Origin of the sequence: Micropruina sp., assembly GCF_047602085.1 — a bacterium.
Classification (GTDB): Bacteria; Actinomycetota; Actinomycetes; order Propionibacteriales; family Propionibacteriaceae; genus Micropruina.
Genome location: NZ_JASGID010000002.1, coordinates 1142891 through 1163307, shown reverse-complemented (window position 1 = coordinate 1163307; position 20417 = coordinate 1142891). Strand labels below are relative to the sequence as shown.

Below are 20417 nucleotides of genomic sequence, written 5' to 3'. Positions count from 1 at the left end.
ACTCCCATGGAGATCACCGTCGTGAGCGCATTGCACAGCCTGAACCCGGCCCCCCCTGTTGAGCCCGCCGAAACCGCCTCACCGCTGGTTGAGCCTGCCGAAACCCAGTCAGACGCCTCGACAAACTGGAGCGACGAGGACCAGGTCTCGACAAGCTCGACCGGCACAACGGACCAGGTCTCGACAAGCTCGACCGGCACGAACGCGGCCCCGGCCGACGTGCGGGCGCGACGGCTGAGCCAGTTACACGAGCTGGAGTCCGAGGCGATTCACATCATTCGCGAGGCGGTCAGCGAGCTGGAACGGCCGGTGCTGCTGTTCTCGGGCGGCAAGGACTCGGTGGTGATGCTGCACCTGGCCGCCAAGGCCTTCTGGCCGGCCCCGGTGCCGTTCCCGCTGCTGCACGTCGACACCGGCCACAATTTTCCTGAGGTGCTCGCCTACCGCGATGCCGAGGTCGAGCGGCTGGGCGTCCGGCTGATCGTGGCCAAGGTGCAGGACTACATCGACGACGGACGGCTGCTGGAGCGTCCCGACGGCACCCGCAACCCGCTGCAGACCCAGCCGCTGCTCGACGCGATCGCCGAGCATCGGTTCGACGCGGTGTTCGGCGGGGGGCGCCGCGACGAAGAGAAGGCCCGGGCCAAGGAGCGGGTCGTCAGCCTGCGCGACGAGTTCGGGCAGTGGGATCCGCGCAACCAGCGCCCCGAACTGTGGAACCTGTACAACCCGCGGCACCGGGCCGGCGAGCACGTGCGGGTGTTCCCGCTGAGCAACTGGACCGAACTCGACGTCTGGCGCTACATCGAGGCCGAGCAGATCGCGCTGCCCAGCCTGTACTACGCGCACTCCCGTGAGGTCTTTCACCGCGACGGCATGTGGCTGGCGGTCGGCGAGTACGCCCAGCCCAAGGCGTCCGAACCGGTGATCACCAAACAGGTGCGCTACCGCACCGTCGGCGACATGTCGTGTACCGGTGCGGTCGAGTCCGACGCCGCGACGGTGGCCGACGTGCTGGCCGAGGTCGCCGCCACCCGGATCACCGAGCGCGGCGCCACCCGAGCCGACGACCGGCTCACCGAGGCCGCCATGGAAGACCGCAAGAAAGAGGGCTACTTCTGATGAGCAGCACGGTTGTGACAAGTGCTGGGACTGCTGGCGAAGGATCGCGGCGGGTCTCGACAAGCTCGACCAACGAAGCAACGCGGGTCTCGACAAGCTCGACCAACGAAGCAACGCGGGTCTCGACAAGCTCGACCAGCGGGACGTTGTTGCGAATGGCGACCGCCGGCAGCGTGGACGACGGCAAGTCGACCCTGGTCGGGCGCCTGCTACACGACTCCAAATCGGTGCTGACCGACCAGTTGGACGCCGTCGAGCGGGTCAGCAAAGAGAAGGGCCTCGGCATCGTCGACCTGGCGCTGCTCACCGACGGCCTGCGCGCCGAGCGCGAACAGGGCATCACCATCGACGTCGCCTACCGCTACTTCGCCACCGCTAAGCGCACCTTCGTGCTGGCCGACTGCCCCGGCCACGTGCAGTACACCCGCAACACCGTCACCGGATCGTCCACCGCCGACGTGCTGGTGCTGCTGGTCGACGTGCGCAAGGGGGTGCTCGAACAGACCCGCCGGCACCTCGCCGTGGCGGCGCTACTGCGGGTGCCGCACCTGGTCTTCGCGATCAACAAGATCGACCTGGTCGACTTCGACGAGGCCCGGTTCAGCACGGTCGCCGCCGAACTCGACGAGGTGGCCGCCGGGTTGGGCATCGAGAACGTCCGTTGCGTGCCGGTCTCGGCGCTGCTCGGCGACAACATCGTGGAGCGTTCCGAGCACACTCCCTGGTACCACGGGCCCAGCCTGCTCGACCTGCTGGAGGAACTCCCCTCCGGCACCCCGGTGGAGGAAGAGCCGTTCCGCTTTCCGGTGCAGCTCACGATTCGGCCCCAGGCCGCGGCCCGCGACCCGCAGCACGCCGAGTACCGCGGGTATGCCGGCCAGATCGCCTCGGGCGTGGTGCGAGTCGGCGATCGGGTGAGCGTGCTGCCGACGGGACGCACCACCACGGTGACTGGCATCGACGCCGCCGGCGAGCAGCTCGACGAGGCTTTCGCACCGATGTCGGTGACGCTGCGGCTGGCCGACGAGGTCGACATCACCCGCGGCGAATTGATCGCCGGGGTCACCGACGCCCCGACCCCCACCCAGGACGTCGACGGGCTGGTCTGCTGGCTCTCGGATCGTGCCCTGCGACCCGGGTCGAAGGTGCTGCTCAAGCACACCACCCGCACGGTGCAGGGCATCGTGAAGCAGATCAAGGGCCGGCTCGACCTCGACACCCTGACGCCGGTCGAGGCCGAGGCGTTGACCCTGAACGACATCGGCCGGGTGACCATCAGGCTGGCTGCCCCGATCGTCGCCGAGGAATACACCACCTCGCGGCGCACCGGTGCGTTTCTGCTTGTCGACCCCCAGATGGGCAGCACGCTGGCCGCCGGCATGGTGCGCTCCGGTCTGGGCGCCGACGACTTCGAGGCCGAGACCCTGGACTGGTCGATCTAGATGACTTCGCTACAACCCGAACGCCGGCCGCTGGTGCTGGCCGTGCACGGCACCAGGTCACCGGAAGGAACCGCCACCTCGCGGGAACTAGCCACCGCCGTGGGCGACCGGCTCGACGTCGAGACCCATCTGGGCTGGGTGGATATTCACACCCCCACGCTGACCGACACCCTGCGCCGGCTCGGCGACGCGGTGGTGGTACCGGTGTTCCTGACCAGCGGCTACCACGTCACCTCGGACCTTCCGGCCGCGATCGCGGCGGCCGGCGGTCGGGCCACCGCCACCCCGATGGTCGGCGCCGACGTACTGCCCGCCGTGCTCGATCGGCTGGCCGAACTGGGCGGTTTCGATGCGGTCGCGCTCGCCGCGGCGGGGTCGCTGCGCTCCCGGTCCCTGGCCCAGGTCCGGGCCGCGGCGAACAAGCTCTCCGAGTCCGTGCACCGTCCAGCCCTCGCCGGGTTCGTCACCGCCGCCTCACCCACCGTGCCCGAGGCGGTGACCGCACTGCGTGCGGCCGGCCACGCCCGGGTGGCGATCGCCGCCTATCTGCTCGCACCGGGGCGGTTCAGCGCGCAACTCGCGAGCGCGGGGGCCGACGCCGTCAGCCGTCCCATCGGTGTGCACCCGCTGTTGATCGACGTGATCGCCCGCCGCTGGCACACCGCAACTGCCGACTCCCCCGCCGCGTTCCAACCGAAAGCCGTGAATGACTGATCTACTCGACCAACAGCTAGGCTTGACCGGTTCGTCACAACAGAGGGAGGGCGAAGCCGGGATGGGCGAAGTGCGCAGCATCGATCGAGTCGTGATCAGGTTCGCCGGCGACTCCGGCGACGGCATGCAGCTCACCGGCGACCGGTTCACCTCCGACACCGCGCAACTGGGCAACGACTTCTCCACGCTGCCCAACTTCCCTGCCGAGATCCGCGCGCCGCAGGGCACGGTGGCCGGCGTGTCGAGCTTTCAGGTGCACTTCGCCGATTTCGACATTCGCACCCCCGGCGACCGGCCGGACGTGCTGGTGTCGATGAACCCGGCGGCACTCAAGGCGAATCTGCCCGACCTGCCGCGCGGCGCGGTGATTCTGGCCGACACCGCCGATTTCACCGCCCGCAACCTGAACAAGCTCGGCTACGCCAGCAACCCCCTCGAAGACGGCACCCTCGACGCCTACGAAGTGCACGCTCTCGACCTGACCGGGCTGGCGGTGGCCGCGGTGGCCGGCTTCGGGCTGGGTCGCAAGGACGCCGCGCGCACCAAGAACATGTTCGCGCTCGGGCTGCTCACCTGGCTGTACAGCCGTCCGGAGCAGGGCACGCTTGACTTCCTGGCCCGCAAATTTGCCAGCAAGCCCGACATTCGCGACGCGAACATCGCCGCGTTCAAAGCCGGCTTCGCGTTCGGCGAGACCACCGAGGTGTTCACGGTCCGCTACCAGGTGGCGGCCGCACCGACGCCCCCGGGCACCTACCGGCAGATCACCGGCAACACCGCGCTCGCCTACGGGCTGATGGCCGGTGCCGCGAAGGCCGGCCTGCAACTGTTCCTCGGCGCCTACCCGATCACCCCGGCGTCCGACGTGCTGCATCTGCTGTCGCGGGCCAAGGACCACGGCGTGATCACCTTCCAGGCCGAGGACGAGATCGCCGCCGTCGGCGCCGCGCTCGGTGCCTCGTACGCCGGTGCTCTCGGCGTGACCAGCACGTCCGGGCCGGGCATGGCGCTGAAGATGGAGACCATCTCGCTCGCGGTCATGCTCGAGTTGCCGCTGGTGATCTGCGACGTGCAGCGCGCCGGACCGGCCACCGGCCTGCCCACCAAGACCGAGCAGGCCGACCTGTTCCAGGCGATCTACGGACGCCACGGCGAGGCCCCGCTGCCGGTGATCGCCGCGGCGTCCCCCGGCGACTGCTTCGACGCCGCGCTGGAGGCGACCCGGATCGCGCTCACCTACCGAACCCCGGTGATCCTGCTGTCGGACGGCTACCTGGGCAACGGCGCAGAACCCTGGGAGGTGCCGAACCTGGCCGACTTGCCCGCCATCGACCCGGGCTTCACCCTCGAACCGCCGGCCGACGGCCCGTTCCTGCCGTACTCCCGCGACGAGAAGCTGGCCCGCCCGCTGGCCGTCCCGGGCACACCGGGGCTGGAGCACCGGATCGGTGGCATCGAGAAGGCGGCCAACACCGGCAACGTCTCTTACGACCCCGACAACCACGAGTTCATGGTGCGGCTGCGGCAGGCGAAGATCGACGGCATCGCCGCCGACCTGCCGCCGCTGGAGGTCGAGGATCCCAGCGGCGACGCCCGGGTGCTGGTGGTCGGCTGGGGTTCCAGCTACGGCCCGATCTCGGCTGCCGCGCGCCGCGTCCGGCTCAGCGGCCGAAGCGTCGCCACGGTGCACCTGCGGCACCTGAACCCGCTGCCGTCCGACCTGGGCGACATTCTGCGCTCCTACGATCGGGTGATCGTGCCGGAGATGAACCTCGGCCAGCTGGCGTTTATCCTGCGCGGCAAATACCTGGTCGACTGCGAAAGCTACTCGCGGGTCCGCGGCCTGCCGATCTCGCTGTCGGAACTGGCCGAGGACTTGATCACCATCATCGACGGGAAGGACGGACGATGACCACCACGGCGACCGGCCTCGGAGGCGTTCCGTTGGCGCTGACCCCGCTGAACCGCAAGGATTTCACCTCCGACCAGGAGGTGCGCTGGTGCCCCGGCTGCGGCGACTACGCCGTGCTGGCCGCGTTCCAGGGCCTGATGCCGCAACTCGGCATCCGCCGCGAGAACACCGTGATCGTCTCGGGCATCGGATGCTCGTCGCGGTTCCCGTACTACGTCGACTCCTATGGCATGCACTCCATCCACGGCCGGGCCCCGGCGATCGCAACCGGTCTGGCGGTGGCCCGCGACGATCTGGCGGTATGGGTGGTCACCGGTGACGGCGACGCGCTGAGCATCGGCGGCAACCACCTGATCCACGCCCTGCGGCGCAACGTGAACATCACCATCGTGCTGTTCAACAACCGCATCTACGGGCTGACCAAGGGTCAGTACTCGCCGACATCCGAGCTAGGCAAGGTGACCAAGTCGACCCCGGCCGGCTCGGTGGACTACCCGTTCAACCCGATCTCGCTGGCGCTCGGCGCCGAGGCCGGTTTCGTGGCCCGCACCATCGATTCCGACCGGGCGCACCTGACCGAGGTGCTGACGGCGGCGATCGGCTACCGCGGGGCGTCCCTGGTCGAGATCTACCAGAACTGCCCGATCTTCAACGACGACGCCTTCCTCGAGCTCAAGGGCCCGAAGGCGCCCGGCGTGATCCGGCTGGTGCACGGCCAGCCCGTCACCTTCGGCCCGGACGGCGCCCAGTCGGTGATCCGGCGTGGCGACGGGTCGGTCGCGGTGGTCGACACCGTGGACGCCGACCCAGCCCAGGTCGTCGTCCACGACGCCCACGCCGAGGATCCGACGTCGGCGTTCGCCCTGTCGCGGCTGACCGATACTGGCGTGCTGCAGCAGGCACCGATCGGCATCTTCCGGCAGGTGGAGCGTCCCGCCTTCGACGACGGCGCCCGCGAGCAGGTCCGGATGCCGGAGCCGTCCGAACGGCTGGCAGCCCTGCAGGGTCTGATTAGCGGATCGGACACCTGGACGGTCAACTGACGCCTGACTCCACCGCTGGTCGAGCTTGTCGAGACCCTCGTGGCTTGCGCTTCGTCGTCGGTTGAGCTTGTCGAAACCTCCTCGTCGGGAGCAGTTTGGGCGTAGACAAGCGCGGCCAGCGACAGTCAGGCGTGCCTTTGCTCGATGGCATTGATCAGTGCTCGGTCGAGTTCCGGGGGCGTCCAGGCCGATCCTCCGGCCACGAACCGATCGACTCCCTGTCGCAGCGGTTCGGTGGGAGCAACCCCGCCGACAAGGGGTTCCAATGCTGGGAAGAGCAGGGCGTCGATGCCTCGCTCGTCACTGACGATGGCGACAGTGCGGGCATAGCCGAACAGGTAGGGGTCGATCATCGTCCAGTCGATCAGCCAGCCGGCGTGTAGCGCCAGTTGGTTGAAGAAGGTGAACTAGGTACGGGTGTTGACGTCGCGAAACGGGTGGATGACGGTCAGCTCACCCCACGTCCAGGTCAGCCCCCGCGAGAACGCGTCCCGGTCGCGGCCGCGCAGAAAGCTCTCTTCGGCGAGCGTGCCGAAGACTCGGTCGGTCTCCGCGCGGATGAACTCAGGACGGCAATGCGCGATGCCGGTGCCGCCCGGGCCGGTGTCGGCGGTTCGCAACTGGCCGCCCCAGCTGTAGAAGCCATCCACCAGCGCCGCATGGATCGCTTGCAGGTGAGCGAGGTCGAAGTCGCCCGTGATCGGGTGCTCAACGAGGTCGCCAAGGCGCGCCGAGACGTGTGCGACTGCCGCCTCCTTCCAGGCCTCGGGGTGGGTGTAGCCCGGGAGATTCACCAGGACATCACTGCCCGGGTAGGTGTACTGATCAGCCATCGCCGGCAATCACTGAGCCCGGCGAACGATCCCGTACTTCCTGTCGATCTGTTCGAACCGTTCGGCGATGACCTCATCCGCGGTCGCCTCGCCGGCAAGGACGCGGCGGGCGGCCTCCATGTCCTCGGCGGTGGGTTCCTCGCCCGCCATCCTTTGGGCGGCGGCGATGGCGACCAGGTTGCGCTCGATCTGCTCGGTCGAGCGGTGCTTCGTGAGTGCCATTGCGTCCTCCACGGAGTGTGAACCGGTTTGCGCCATGGTACGTCCCACCTCCGACGAATACTGAGTTATCCACAGCCTCTCGGGAAATCAGTTGGACGAGGCGTCACACCCTCGCTAGGCGAGCTTGTCGAGACCTCCGACCTACCAGGCAGAGGGTCTCGACAAGCTCGACCGGCGAAGGTCAACGTCTCCCGATGGCTTTCACCAACCGACGGTTGAACCCATCGAAACACCTTGTTATACCTTGTCAGAGCCATTTTTTGAGGCCTCGACAACCTCCCCCCGGCGACGATCGGCGATTCCGCAAACAAATTGAGCTCAGGGGTTCTCGCGGCCGCCGTCGTCCTCGGGGCCGGCGGCGTCGGCCAGGTCGGCAGGGTCGGTGGCGCCTTGGGGGTCGTCCTCGACGCTGAGGTTGCCGTACTCCTGCTCGGACGTCCCGGCCTGATCGGCGTCGGTCTTGGGGTCACGCTGTTGCTCGGTCATGGTTGGCACCTTTCGTTCGGGGAGCTTGAATGCGAGAATCCCCGCGGTCGGGCGTCCGCACCAGTGCCCAAACGGGTGGTTGAGCAGGCTGGGAGTGACTGGCAGCTTCGGGAGCCAGTGGCGCTTTGCAGGGCGGCAGTCACTCGCGAAGGTGCCAGTCAGTTCCGAGCCTCCGGACGGGGACGCGCTGCGGGTCCTGGGGGCAGGATGCCGACCGGACGGGCTTCGGAAACTGTCGGCCGGTGGCCATAGGATCGCTCGCGTGACCGCATTCGACGTCGATGCCCAGATCCGGCCCCAGGACGACCTGTTCCGCCACGTCAACGGGCCGTGGCTGGCCAGCACCCCGATTCCTGACGACAAGCCCGCCTACGGGGCCGCGTCCGTCCTCAGGGACGCCGCCGAAGAGGCGGTCCGCGAGATCATCACCGGCCTGTCCGGGGCCACCCCGGGTAACGAGGCGGCGAAGGTGCAGGACCTGTACGCGTCCTTCATGAACACCGACGACGTGGAACGCCGCGGGCTCGACGGAGTCCGTCCGCTGCTCGACGAGATCGACGCCATCGACAGCGTGGAGGCTCTGCTGGACTACTTCGGCCGCAGCGCCCGGCGCAACACGGGCACACCGCTCGACCTGTCGGTCGAGTCCGACCCCGGCGACCCGACCCGCTACGCACTGTTCGTCGGCCAGTCCGGGCTGGGCCTGCCCGATGAGGAGTACTACCGCGACGAACGGTTCGCCGACATTCTGGCCGCCTACCGCGACCACGTCGCCGAGACCCTGACGCTGGCCGGGCTGGACGCGTCCGAGGCCGATGCAGTGGTCGCGCTGGAGAGCGAGATCGCCGCCCGGCACTGGGACAAGGTGCGCACCCGCGACCTGCGCCAGATGTACAACCCGACCCGTCCGGAACCGTTCGCCGAACGGATCGACTGGCTGCGGATGCTGCGCGCCGCCGGGGTCGGCGAGATCGACCAGCTGATCGACGCGCAGCCGTCCTACGCGGTGGACGTCGTCGAGCTGCTCGGCTCGGAGCGGCTGCCCGATTGGCGCGCCTGGGCGCGTTTCCAGTTGCTGTCGGCGCTGTCGCCGTACCTGCCGGAGGTGTTCGTTCAGGCCCGGTTCGGCTTCTACGGCACCACGCTGAACGGCATTCCGGCCAACCGCGAGCGATGGAAACGCGGCCTGACCCTGGTCGAGCGGTGCCTGGGTGAAGCCGTCGGCAAGCTGTACGTCGAGCGGCACTTCTCGTCCGTCGCCAAGCAGCGGATGGACGAGCTGGTCGCCAACCTGATCGAGGCGTACCGAGGCTCGATCAGCACCCTCGACTGGATGACCGAGGCGACCCGCACCCAGGCCCTCGACAAGCTGAGCAAGTTCATCCCCAAGATCGGCTATCCGGACCAGTGGCGCGACTACTCCGGGCTCGCGGTGGACGCGTCCGACCTGATCGGCAACGTGCTGCGCGCCGCCGACTTCGAAAGCGACTACCAGCTGGCGAAGCTCGGTGGTCCGATCGATCGGCACGAATGGCTGATGACCCCGCAGACGGTGAACGCCTACTACCATCCGCTGCGCAACGAGATCGTCTTCCCAGCCGCCATCCTGCAGCCGCCGTTCTTCGACGAGAACGCCGACGCCGCACTCAACTACGGCGCCATCGGGGCGGTGATCGGGCACGAGATCGGGCATGGCTTCGACGATCAGGGCTCGACCTGCGACGGCGACGGCAAGCTGCGGGACTGGTGGACGCCGGAGGACCGCGAAGCCTTCGAGGAGCGGACGAAGGCGCTGATCGATCAGTACGACGCGCTCACCCCCGCCGCAACCCCGGGTCATCACGTCAACGGCAAGCTCACCATCGGCGAAAACATCGGCGACCTGGGTGGCCTCTCCATCGCCTACAAGGCGTGGCGGCTGGCGGTGGGCGAGGACGAACCGGAGCCGATCGACGGGCTGACCGGCGCCCAGCGGCTGTTCATGGCGTGGGCGCGCGCCTGGCAGCACAAGTCCCGACCCGAGGCGCTGATCACCCAGCTGACCAACGATCCGCACTCCCCGGACGAGTTCCGCTGCAACCAGGTGGTGCGCAACATTCCGGAGTTCTACGATGCCTTCGGGGTGACTGGCGACGACGAACTGTGGCTGGCGCCCGAGCTGCGGGTCAAGATCTGGTGATTCCGCGCTGGTCGAGCCGGTCGACCAGCAGGGTCGCGACACGCCGTGATCACCGGTGATTGAGCGTGTCGACATTTCTGCAGCCCGACCGTCAACTCAGCCCGTGTGGGCCAGCCGGGATGCCTGGTCGAGCAACCGGCGGTGAAACAGCTCCTCACCGGTGAGTTCAGGGTGGCAGGCCAGTGCGATCACCGAGGCGGAGGCCACGGCCACCACCCGTCCGGCATGCTCGGCCAGCACGTTCACGTCCGGGCCGACTCGTTCGATCGCGGGCGCCCTGATGAACGCCACCGCCGCCGGACCCCAAGCCGTGGCCAGCCGCACCTCGGCCGAGGCCACCTGCGGGCCGAAGGCGTTGCGCCGCACGTCAACGTCGAGCACGCGCAGACTCTGCTGACCAGGGGCCGGGTCAAGCACACCGTCGGCCAGCATGATCAGCCCAGCACAGGTGGCCAGCGTGGGCAGCCCGCCCGCAATCGCCCGCCGCAACGGCTCGGCCAGCCCCATCGAGCGGGCCAGCCGGTCGATCACCGACGACTCCCCGCCCGGCAGCACCAGGGCGTCGACCCGGGCCAGGTCGTCCGGACGGCGCACCAGCACCGGTTCCACGCCCAGCCCGGCCAGCAGGTCGGCATGCTCACGCACGCCGCCCTGCACAGCCAGTACCCCGATTCTCACCAGCCACGCTCGGCGAGCCGGTGCGGTGCGGGCACGTCAGCCACATTGATACCCACCATGGCCTCACCGAGGCCGCGCGAGACCCGGGCGATCAGCTCGGGGTCGTCGTAACCTGCGGTGGCGGCGACGATGGCCGCGGCCCGACGGACCGGGTCGCCCGATTTGAAGATGCCCGAGCCCACGAACACGCCGTCGGCGCCCAACTGCATCATCATCGCGGCATCGGCGGGGGTGGCCACCCCACCGGCCACGAACAACACCACCGGCAGGGCTCCCTTCTCGGCCACCTGCCGCACCAACTCGTAGGGTGCCTGCAGGTTCTTCGCCGCCACATACAGCTCATCGGGGTTGCTGCGCCAGGTCGCCTGCAACGCAGCGACCTCGCCGCGAATGGTGCGCAGGTGCCGGGTGGCCTCCGACACGTCACCGGTGCCGGCCTCGCCCTTGGAGCGGATCATCGCCGCCCCCTCGGTGATCCGGCGCAGGGCCTCGCCCAGGTTCGTGGCACCGCACACGAACGGCACGGTGAAGCTGTGCTTGTCGATGTGGTGGGCGTAGTCGGCCGGCGACAGCACCTCGGACTCGTCGATGTAGTCGACGCCGAGCTGCTGCAGCACCTGCGCCTCGACGAAGTGGCCGATCCGGGCCTTGGCCATCACCGGAATGGTGACCGCCGCGATGATGCCGCTGATCAGGTCAGGGTCGCTCATCCGTGCCACGCCGCCCTGGGCGCGAATGTCAGCGGGCACCCGTTCCAGGGCCATCACCGCCACGGCACCGGCGTCTTGGGCGATACGGGCCTGCTCGGGGGTGACCACGTCCATGATCACCCCGCCCTTGAGCATCTCGGCCAGGCCGGTCTTGACCAGATGAGTGCCGGTGCGGGGCACATCGTTCACGCGTGTCATGGGCCTAGCCTTGCCCTCTAACTGGTACTAGCCAAGCGCCAGAAACTCTGATCTGCAATGATCCAGTATGCGCACGACGGCCGAGGTCACGCTGCCGGTGCGGCTCGATCGCGACGATCTCAGGCCGCTGCCGGTGCAACTCGCGGACGCCCTACGACACCTGGTGCTCGACGGCTGGGTGGCGCCGGGCGACCCGTTGCCGTCCACCCGGTCGCTGGCCCGGGCGGCGGCGGTGTCGCGCGGCACCGTGGTGGCCGCCTACGACCAGTTGCGGGCCGAAGGGTTCGTCACCGCTCGCGAAGGCGCGGCCACGGTGGTCAACCCGCACCTGGCGGCGATACACCCCCAGCCGGCCCGCACCGGCCCGGAACCTCCGCCGGCGCCTGTCGCGCCGGTGATCGACCTGCGTCCAGGGCGTCCATGGACGGCGGGGGTGGCGACCGCCGGCTGGCGCGCCGCCTGGCGGGCGGCCGCCACCGACCCGTTCAGCACCGACCCCTCGCCCGCCGGCGACGCCGAACTGCGCTCGGCACTGGCCGACCACTTGCGCCGGATGCGTGGCGTCCATCGGCCGTCCGGGCAGGTACTGGTCACCGCTGGTGCTCGTGAGGGGCTGGCCCTGCTGCTGCATGCCCTGGGTCGTCCGGGTCCGATCGGGGTGGAGGAACCCGGTTACCCGTCACTGCGCCGGGTGCCCGGACGGCTGGGGCTGGCCACCACGCCGCTGCCGGCCGACGCCGACGGACTGGTCACCGATGCCTTGCCGGAGCACGCCGTGCCACCGGTGCTGGTGGTCACCCCCAGCCACCAGTACCCGCTGGGCGGGTCGATGCCGGTGTTGCGCCGCCAGCAGTTGCTGGCCTGGGCCGCGCGGCACGACGTGGTGATCGTCGAAGACGACTACGACGCCGAATTGCGCTACACCTCCCGTCCGCTGCCGGCGCTGGCGGCGCTGGACGACCCCGACCACGGCCGGGTGGTCACCCTCGGCACGTTCGCCAAGACAGTCGGGCCCGGCTTGGCCGTCGGCTACTTGCTGGCCCCGGGCCGATTGCTGCCCGACCTGCTCGCCGCGCGCACCGACCTGGGCCAGCCGGTGGCCCAGCTCACCCAGCGGGCACTGGCCCACTACCTCGAATCCGGCGAACTGCGCCGGCATGTGCAGCGCGTGCGGCAGCTCTACGGCAGACGCCGGCAACTGGTCGCCACTGCGCTGGCGGGGCTGCGGCACGGCCAGGTCTACCCGATGGACGGCGGCCTGCACGTGGTGATCGAGACCGAGCGCAACGAGGCCGAGGTGCTGGCGGTGGCTCGGGCCGGTGGCGTGCTGGCCGGACGCCTGTCGGCGCACTGGTCGGGAGAGCGCGACGATCGCTCGGGGGTCGTGTTCGGCTTCGGCGGCGTGGCCGAGCCTGATCTGTCGCGGGCGCTCACGGTGCTGGTCGCCGCAATCGACCGGTAGCCGGGGACGATGGTTCAGGGGACGGTTCCCGATGGTTCAGGGGAGTCTCTTGAACCAAAAAGAACCGTCCCCTGAACCAAAAAGAACCGTCCCCTGAACCATTCCGAACCGTCGCCGATGGTCAGGACAGCAGCGGACGTTCCCACGGCGCGACTGCCTCCAGGGCCGCGGCGAGTCCCAGCAGGGTGCTGTCGGCACCTAACCGGCCACCCAGCATCACGCCGATCGGCAACACCGGCGAGTCGGTGCCGTCCACCCGCGCGGTGTGCAGCGGCAGGCTGATCGCCGGCCGTCCGGACAGGTTGAACACCGAGGTCCAGGGCGTGAACCGCGTCTGAGCAGCGAAATCCGCCGCCGGGTCGTCATCGTCGCGCAGGCTGCCCACCAGTGCGGGCGGCTGGGCCAGGGTCGGCGAGACGATGACGTCGAAGTCGGCCCAGGTGCGCGCGATCTCACGAGTCAGCGACTGAATGGCGGCTAGGGCATCGGCATACTCCAGACCGGTTGCTCGCCGACCCTCGGCCCGCAGCCAGCGGGTCAGCGGAGTCAGCAACGGCTCGGCCTCGGCCGGCAGTGGAATGCTCAGCGCCCCGACCCGCCACACCGCCCCGAACGCCTCCCAGCGCCCGGCGGCGAAGGCCACCGGCGCCTCGGTGACGTCGTGGCCCAGCCCCTCCAGCAGCAGCGCGGCCCGCGCCACCGCGTCGAGACAGGCGGTGTGCACCGGAGCGTCCGCGACGATCACCGGAGCGGTCAACACGCCGATTCGCAACCGCTCGGGGGCCCGGTCACAGGCAGCCAGGTACCCGCCAGGGTCGGCCGGCGCCCAGTAGGTGTCGCCCGGACGCGACCCGGCCAGCACGTCCAGCGTCAACGCGGTGTCGCGTACGGTGCGAGACAGCACCCCGTCGGTGCCCAGCCCCGGGCCGGGCGGACGTGACCCGGGTGAGATCAGGCCCCGGCTGGCCTTCAGCCCGACCAGGCCGCAGGCGGACGCCGGAATGCGAATCGACCCGCCGCCGTCCGAAGCGTGCGCGATCGGCACGATGCCGGCAGCCACCGCGGCCGCCGCTCCGCCGCTCGACCCACCCGCTGATCGGGACGGATCCCACGGCGTGACGGCGGGTGGACGTCCGTCTGGCTCGGTATAGCAGGGCAGCCCGAATTCGGGCGTCGCGGTCTTGCCCAGCATGGTGGAGCCGGCCTGGCCGAACCAGCCGACGATCGGATCGTCGGCCCCGGCCACGGTGCCCCGCAGCGCGGCACTGCCCGCCTCCCAAGGCAGACCGGCAACAGGGTTCAGGTCTTTGATCGGGTTGGGCACCCCGGCCAAAGGCAGCCGCTCCCCCGCCGCCACGCGCCGATCGGTGCGCCGGGCGTCGGCCAGAGCCCGCTCGGGTGCCAGGCAGGTAAAGGCCCCGTACCGAACGCCGCGCCGCTCGGCCAGCGTCAGGGCGGCCTCGGCAATTTCGACGGCCGACAACCGCCCGGCGTTGACCTCGCGAGCGATGTCGAGAGCGGTCAGCGACGCGTAGGTGTCGACATCGAGCATGGCGCCATCTTGTCACCAGCGCAGGCGTCGGCGCTGGTCGCCGCCGGCTTGCCCCGCGATAAGGGACGAGCGACGACGCAGGCTGGAAGACTTCGGCAACGCTACCGAGATGGCGCCCGACTACCGACAGGTGCGTGGCGAAAAGGTGGGGGAACCTCACAAGTCGCACTTCAGCGGTTCACCTGGACGTTCTATTGGACAACCCGCTGTGTCACCGCACGCTGGGACATCCAGGGCTTCAGCACCGAACGTGGCAACCGAAGTCAGTGCACCACAGGCCTGCCGTGAAGGCCAAGGCCAACTATTCGACCAACGAAAACCAGCGCGCCCCTAGTGCTCGATCTTCTTCGGGTCGAGAATGCCGCTGATCGTCGGCTCGAAGGCCGGGCCCAACTGCTTCACGGCCAACCGCCCGACCAACTGCTGCTCGGTCGTCACCCGCTCGGAGCGTCCGCTGCCCAAGAAGGTGATGGCCCAGTGCATCAGCGTCGTGATGCGGTTCTTGAAGCCGACCACATAGAGCAGGTGCAGGCCCAGCCAGGCCAGCCACGCCATGAAGCCGCTCCACTGCACCTTGTCGTTGATCTTGGCCACCGCGCCGAACCGGCTGATCACCGCCATCGAGCCCTTGTCGAAATACTTGAAGTTCTCGGTCACCGGGATGCCGTTCTGCTCGCCGATGATCTTCTTCGCCGCATACTTGGCACCCTGAATCGCCACCTGGGCCACGCCCGGCAACCGGTCCAGGCTCATCATGTCGCCGATCACGAACACCTCTGGGTGGCCCGGCAGCGTGAGGTCGGGCTGAACAGGCACCCGGCCGGCCCGGTCGACCTCGATGCCCGACTGCTCGGCCAGAGTCTTGCCCAGCGGGCTGGCCTGCACGCCGGCCGCCCACACCTTGCAGATCGCCTCGACCCGCTCGGTGTTGCCGTCTTGATACTTGATGTCGAGACCGGTCGCGTCGACATTGGTCACCATCGCGCCGAGCTTGATCTCGACCCCGATGCGCTCGAGTTCTTTCTTGGCCGCGGCCGACAGTTTCTCGCCGAACGGCGGCAGCACCACAGGCGCACCGTCGAGCAGCAACACTCGGCACTGCCGGGTGTCGATGTTGCGGAACGAGTCGACCAGGGTCTTGTGACACAGCTCGACGATCTGCCCGGCCAGTTCAACACCGGTCGGCCCGGCCCCCACCACCACGAAGGTCATCAGTGTGCGGCGTTCGGCGGCGTCCTGGCTGAGTTCGGCCATCTCGAGCGCGCCGAAGATGCGGGCGCGCAACTCCAGAGCGTCGTCGATGGTCTTCATGCCGGGGGCGAAGGTCGAGAAGTGGTCGTTGCCGAAATACGACTGGCCGGCACCGGCTGCCACGATCAGGTAGTCGTAGCGCAGAATGATCTGCTTGCTGAGCTTCTCACCGATCACGATGTGGCTGTTCAGGTTGATCTTGCTGACCTCGCCGAGCAGCACTTTGGCGTTCTTCTGCTTGCGCAGAATGTCTCGGGTGGCCGGCGCAATCTCACCGCTGGACAGAATGCCGGTCGCCACCTGGTACAGCAGGGGCTGAAACAGGTGAGCGGTGGTCTTGCTGATCAGCGTGATGTCAACGTCGGCTTTGGCCAGCGCGCGCGCCGAGAACAGGCCCCCGAAACCGGATCCGATGATGACGACGTGGGGACGAGGCATGGCTACTCCAGTGGTTGGGCCGGACGGCTGCGTGGTCGAGTCTGCCGCCCACATGCGTGAGTGGCAAGCAGGTATGCCTGAGGTGGACGCTCACGTCGTACGTGACACAATGCGGTCGCACAACTCGAGCAGAGCTTCGCGGGCGTCACCCTCGGGCAGTACCGCGAGATGGTCCTTGGCCAAATGTGCCCGCCGCTCGACCTCGGCGCGAGCCGCGGCGAGCGCCGGGTGGGCGCGCATCAGCCCCAGCGCCTCGGCCAGAACGTCCGGGTCGGCGATCTGGCCGCTGAGCAACTGCCGCAGCCGGGCATCGGCCGGGTCGTGGCCGGCCTTCACCAGCAGGGTCGGCAGGGTGGGCACACCCTCGCGCAGATCGGTGCCGGGCGTCTTGCCGGTGGAGTCGCTGGCAATGTCGATGATGTCGTCGCTGAGCTGAAACACCACCCCCAGTTCTTCGCCGAAGGCGGCCAGCGCTCGCAGCACCTCGGTGGGGGCCCCGCAGACCATGCCGCCGAAGACGGCGGAGGTGGCGATCAGCGAACCGGTCTTGTCGGCCACCACCCGCAGGTAGTGCGCCACCGGATCGTCGCCGGCCTGCGGCCCGCGGGTCTCGGCGATCTGGCCCTGCACCAGCCGGGCGAAGGTGTCGGCCTGCAGCGCCACGTAGTCGACGCCGAGGGTCGCCACGATGGATGAGGCCCGGGCGAACAGAAAATCGCCGACCATGATCGCCACGGAATTGTCCCAGCGGTGGTTGGCGCTCTCGGCGCCGCGACGCAGGTCTGCCTCGTCCATCACGTCGTCGTGATATAGGCTGGCCACGTGAGTGAGTTCCACCACCAGGGCGGCACGCTCCACCGCGTCGGGGTCGGCGCCCGGGTAGAGCCGCGAGCCGAGCACCACCAGCAGCGGACGGAACCTCTTACCGCCGGCGTTGATGATGTGCGAGGCCGCCTCGGTGACGAAGGGTGTCTGGCCGAACGCCGAATCGGTCAGCCGATCTTCGATGCTGCGCAACCGGTCGCCGACCGACAACGCGAACGTTTCATCGACACCGATCTCGAGAGTCACTCTTCTCCTTGCCCAGGGAAACGCGCCCAGCTTAGCGGGGCTTCAACTCAGCGCAGGAACGTGCCCGCCGCGGTGGCCAGGGCGAGCACCGGGCCGGGGAACACGCCGAGCACCGCCACACCCAAGGCCGAGACCCCGATCGGCAGCCAGGTGAACGCACTCGCCTTGCCGACCACGACGCCGTCCACCGGCTCACCGAAGAACATCACCACGATGATCCGCAGGTAGAACACCGCGGCCACCAGGCTGAGCAGCACCGCCACCACCACCAGCCAACTGAACCCGCCCCGCCAGGCCGCCGCGAACACCGCCCACTTGCCGATGAAGCCGCCGGTCAGCGGAATGCCGGTGAAGCTGAGCATGAACAGGGTGAAGATACCGGCCACCAGCGGGCTGGTGCGGCCCAGGCCCGACCAGCTCGCGATCGCATTGGCCTCGCCGGTGGATGTGCGCACCATGGTGATCACCGCGAAGGCACCCACGCTGGCCAGGCCGTACACCACCAGGTAGAACAGCGCCGACGATGCGCTGTCGAGGGCGCTGGTCGCCGAACCGGTGCTCGCCCCGACCACGGCGGTCATGATGAAGCCGGCGTGCGCAATCGAGCTGTAGGCCAGGGTGCGCTTGATATCGGTCTGGGTGAGCCCCCAGACGGCGCCGACCACCATGGTGGCCACCACCAAGACGGCCAGCAGCGGTTGCCAGGTCCACCGCTCGCCACCGAAGGCGACGTAGAACACCCGCAGCGTGGCACCCACCGCAGCCAGCTTGGTGCAGATGGCCATGAACCCGGTGACCGGGGTGGGCGCGCCCATGTAGACGTCGGGCGTCCAGTTGTGGAACGGCACCATGCCCACCTTGAACAGCAGCCCGACGGCCAACAGGCCCAGGCCCGCGAACAGGATGCCCGGCCCCATGGTCGGATTCTGCACCGCGGCGGCGATGGCACTCAGATCGAACGACCCGGCGTAGCCGTACAGCAGCGCGATGCCGAACAGGAAGAACGCCGAGCTGAAGGCGCCGAGCAGAAAGTACTTCAGCGCCGCCTCCTGCGACAGCAGCCGGCGCCGCCGGGCCATGCCGCAGATCAAGTACAGCGGCAGCGAGAACACCTCGAGCGCGACGAACATGGTGATCAGGTCGGACGAGGCCGGGAACACCATCATGCCGCCGAGCGCGAACAGGGCCAGCGGAAAGACCTCGGTGTGTTCCAGTCGGGCGGCGGACGCCTCGGCCTCGGCCCGGCTGCCCGGCACGGACGCCGCGGAGGCTGCGAACGCCGACACGCCGCCGTTCAGTTGCCGCTCGGCGAACACCAGGATCGCGACCAGTCCGAACGCGAGCAGTGCGCCCCAAATGAAATAGGTGGGGCCGTCGAGCATCATCGACCCCATCGCCACCGAGCCACCGAGCCCGGCGCTCCAATTCGCCACCAGAAGAGCGCCGGCGGCGACGATGCTGGCCACGGTGAGAGAGACCTGTGCAAAGAACCGGTGCACCGCGGGCACGGCGGCCTCGACCAGAATGCCCCCGATGGCGGCCACCAGAACCAGCAGCACCGGCGCGAGCGCGCGCCATTCGATCACGGCGGTCATCACTTCTCTCCCTTCGCGGGCGCGACCGGGTCGTCGAGCTGCATCCGTTGCATGGCCGCCTTCGCCGTGGGTTCGGCCAGGTTCATGATCGGTGCGGGCAGAAAGCCGAACACCAGGATCACTCCGATCACCGGTATCAGCACGCTGCGTTCACGGCCGCCCAGGTCATCGGTGAAGTGCGTGGCCACCTCGTCGCTGACCGGGCCGGTCATCGTCCGCTGATACATCCGCAGGCCGTAGGTGGCGGCCAACACCATGCCCAGCGCCGCGATGGCAGCCACCCACGGCAGCCGCGACCAGGTGCCGGCGATCACCAGAAACTCGCTGACGAAGGTCGACATGCCGGGCAGCGAGACCGCCGACAGCGCAGCCAGCAGCACCGCACCGGCCAGCACCGGGGTGGCCTTCTCGACCCCGCCGAAGTCAGCGATATCGGCCGAGCCACGCCGCTTGATCAGAAACCCGACGGCCAGAAACAGCGCGGCGGTGGAGAACCCGTGGTTCACCATGAAGAAGATGGTCCCGTTGATCGACTGGGTGGTGAAGACGTAGATGCCCAGCACCATGAAACCGAAGTGGCTCACCGAGGTATAGCTGACCAGGCGCAACAGATTGGTGGACGCGATCGCGGCGACCGCGCCGTAGACGATCGAGATCAGCGCCAGGGCGATCATCACCGGAGCCACCCAGGCGCTGGCCTCGGGGAACAGCCCGATGCAGAATTTGATCATTGCGAAGGTGGCGATCTTGTCGAGTACGCCGACCATCAGGGTGGACGATCCGGGCGTGGCTTGTTCGGCGGCCGTCGGCAACCAGGTGTGCAGCGGCACCATGGGCGCCTTGATCACGAACGCGACCAGAAAGCCGATCATCAGCCAGCGGGCAGTGTCGGTGGGGATCTGCAGGCCGGCCAGGTCGGCCAGCAGGTAGCTGGGCGTGCCGCGGCCGGCCGAGACGGCAAAGAGCCCGATCACCGAGGCCAGCAGAATGAACCCGCCGACCAGGTTGAACATCAAGAACTTCAGCGCAGCCGCCCGTCGCAGCGCACCGCCGAAGCCGCCGATCAGAAAATACATCGGAATCAGCGTGGCCTCGAAGAACATGTAGAACAGCAACACGTCGTCGGCCAGAAAGGTCAGCAGCGCGGTGCCCTGCAACGCCAGCACCATGGCGAAGTAGCCCTGGGCGTTCCAGCGTCCGACACCCTGCACGCCCCATTCGGCCCACAGCACGATCGGGGTGAGCACGGCGGTCATCAACACCATCACCAGGCCCATGCCGTCGAGGCCGAGTGCCCACCAGGCGCCGAACTCGCTGATCCAGGGCTGGCGCACCGACAAGTCGGTGCCGCCGACGTAGAGCACCGTCACAGCCACCGCCACACCCAGGGTGGCCAGCGCGAACGACAGCCCGATCGCCCGCGCGGCGCCCCGAACCGGCAGGGCGAGCACCAGCGCACCCAGCAGCGGCAACAGGCCCAGCAGCGTGAGCCAGGGGAACGTCATCTCA

General features: G+C 68.7%; 18 protein-coding genes. 7 read left to right on the top strand and 11 right to left on the bottom strand.

The window, feature by feature from the left end:
• The first annotated feature begins 6 nt into the window (after positions 1-6).
• The 5 genes from cysD (at position 7) to QM721_RS06005 (ending at position 6233) form a co-directional block, all read left to right on the top strand.
• Entirely contained in the window at positions 7-1122 is a 1116-nt protein-coding gene (cysD, locus tag QM721_RS06025) for a sulfate adenylyltransferase subunit CysD (RefSeq protein WP_415120133.1), read from the top strand.
• Between the two features lie 155 nt (positions 1123-1277).
• Positions 1278-2564 (top strand): sulfate adenylyltransferase subunit 1, encoded by a 1287-nt coding sequence (locus QM721_RS06020; RefSeq protein WP_415119964.1) that lies wholly within the window; start codon positions 1278-1280, stop codon positions 2562-2564.
• Positions 2565-3278: a sirohydrochlorin chelatase gene (locus tag QM721_RS06015; protein WP_415119962.1), complete on the top strand. Its 714-nt coding sequence runs from the start codon at positions 2565-2567 to the stop codon at positions 3276-3278.
• 61 nt (positions 3279-3339) lie between these two features.
• Positions 3340-5190 carry a 2-oxoacid:acceptor oxidoreductase subunit alpha gene (locus QM721_RS06010; protein WP_415119960.1) on the top strand — a complete coding sequence of 617 codons (1851 nt, stop codon included), beginning with the start codon at positions 3340-3342 and terminating at the stop codon, positions 5188-5190.
• Positions 5187-6233 carry a 2-oxoacid:ferredoxin oxidoreductase subunit beta gene (locus tag QM721_RS06005; protein ID WP_415119958.1) on the top strand — a complete coding sequence of 349 codons (1047 nt, stop codon included), beginning with the start codon at positions 5187-5189 and terminating at the stop codon, positions 6231-6233. The genes QM721_RS06010 and QM721_RS06005 overlap by 4 nt, the downstream gene beginning before the upstream one ends.
• A gap of 125 nt (positions 6234-6358) precedes the next feature.
• Here the strand turns inward: QM721_RS06005 and QM721_RS06000 are convergent, their stop codons facing one another.
• From QM721_RS06000 to QM721_RS05985, 4 genes are all read right to left on the bottom strand, one after another.
• Positions 6359-6586, bottom strand: a complete 228-nt coding sequence (locus tag QM721_RS06000) for a hypothetical protein (RefSeq protein ID WP_415119956.1) — start codon at positions 6584-6586, stop codon at positions 6359-6361.
• Positions 6587-6640: 54 nt separating this feature from the next.
• Entirely contained in the window at positions 6641-7066 is a 426-nt protein-coding gene (locus tag QM721_RS05995) for a Fic/DOC family protein (RefSeq protein ID WP_415119954.1), read from the bottom strand.
• A 9-nt stretch (positions 7067-7075) separates the two neighbouring features.
• Positions 7076-7288, bottom strand: coding sequence for a hypothetical protein (locus tag QM721_RS05990; RefSeq protein WP_415119952.1), 213 nt, complete (start codon positions 7286-7288; stop codon positions 7076-7078).
• A 318-nt stretch (positions 7289-7606) separates the two neighbouring features.
• Positions 7607-7774 carry a hypothetical protein gene (locus QM721_RS05985; protein WP_415119950.1) on the bottom strand — a complete coding sequence of 56 codons (168 nt, stop codon included), beginning with the start codon at positions 7772-7774 and terminating at the stop codon, positions 7607-7609.
• A gap of 262 nt (positions 7775-8036) precedes the next feature.
• Between QM721_RS05985 and QM721_RS05980 the strand changes: the two genes are divergently transcribed.
• Positions 8037-9953: a M13 family metallopeptidase gene (locus QM721_RS05980; protein WP_415119947.1), complete on the top strand. Its 1917-nt coding sequence runs from the start codon at positions 8037-8039 to the stop codon at positions 9951-9953.
• 96 nt (positions 9954-10049) lie between these two features.
• Here the strand turns inward: QM721_RS05980 and pdxT are convergent, their stop codons facing one another.
• Both pdxT and pdxS read right to left on the bottom strand, forming a co-directional pair.
• Positions 10050-10634 (bottom strand): pyridoxal 5'-phosphate synthase glutaminase subunit PdxT, encoded by a 585-nt coding sequence (gene pdxT, locus QM721_RS05975; protein WP_415120131.1) that lies wholly within the window; start codon positions 10632-10634, stop codon positions 10050-10052.
• A complete protein-coding gene (gene pdxS / locus QM721_RS05970; protein WP_415119944.1) occupies positions 10628-11539 on the bottom strand; it encodes a pyridoxal 5'-phosphate synthase lyase subunit PdxS in 912 nt (303 codons plus the stop codon). Before pdxS ends, pdxT begins: the two co-directional genes overlap by 7 nt.
• Positions 11540-11606: 67 nt before the next feature.
• On the opposite strand from pdxS, the gene QM721_RS05965 reads away from it, so the two are divergent.
• The gene (locus QM721_RS05965) at positions 11607-13001 is read left to right on the top strand and encodes a PLP-dependent aminotransferase family protein (RefSeq protein WP_415119942.1); all 1395 of its coding nucleotides are present in this window, start codon (positions 11607-11609) and stop codon (positions 12999-13001) included.
• A gap of 121 nt (positions 13002-13122) precedes the next feature.
• On the opposite strand, the gene QM721_RS05960 is transcribed toward QM721_RS05965, so the two are convergent.
• From QM721_RS05960 to QM721_RS05940, 5 genes are all read right to left on the bottom strand, one after another.
• Positions 13123-14553 (bottom strand): amidase, encoded by a 1431-nt coding sequence (locus QM721_RS05960; protein WP_415119940.1) that lies wholly within the window; start codon positions 14551-14553, stop codon positions 13123-13125.
• Positions 14554-14883: 330 nt separating this feature from the next.
• Positions 14884-16242, bottom strand: a complete 1359-nt coding sequence (locus tag QM721_RS05955) for an NAD(P)/FAD-dependent oxidoreductase (protein WP_415119938.1) — start codon at positions 16240-16242, stop codon at positions 14884-14886.
• 90 nt (positions 16243-16332) lie between these two features.
• Entirely contained in the window at positions 16333-17301 is a 969-nt protein-coding gene (locus QM721_RS05950) for a polyprenyl synthetase family protein (protein WP_415120129.1), read from the bottom strand.
• A 59-nt stretch (positions 17302-17360) separates the two neighbouring features.
• Positions 17361-18908 carry an NADH-quinone oxidoreductase subunit NuoN gene (nuoN, locus tag QM721_RS05945; RefSeq protein WP_415119936.1) on the bottom strand — a complete coding sequence of 516 codons (1548 nt, stop codon included), beginning with the start codon at positions 18906-18908 and terminating at the stop codon, positions 17361-17363.
• Positions 18908-20413 (bottom strand): NADH-quinone oxidoreductase subunit M, encoded by a 1506-nt coding sequence (locus tag QM721_RS05940; protein WP_415119934.1) that lies wholly within the window; start codon positions 20411-20413, stop codon positions 18908-18910. The genes nuoN and QM721_RS05940 overlap by 1 nt, the downstream gene beginning before the upstream one ends.
• Positions 20414-20417: the final 4 nt, after the last annotated feature.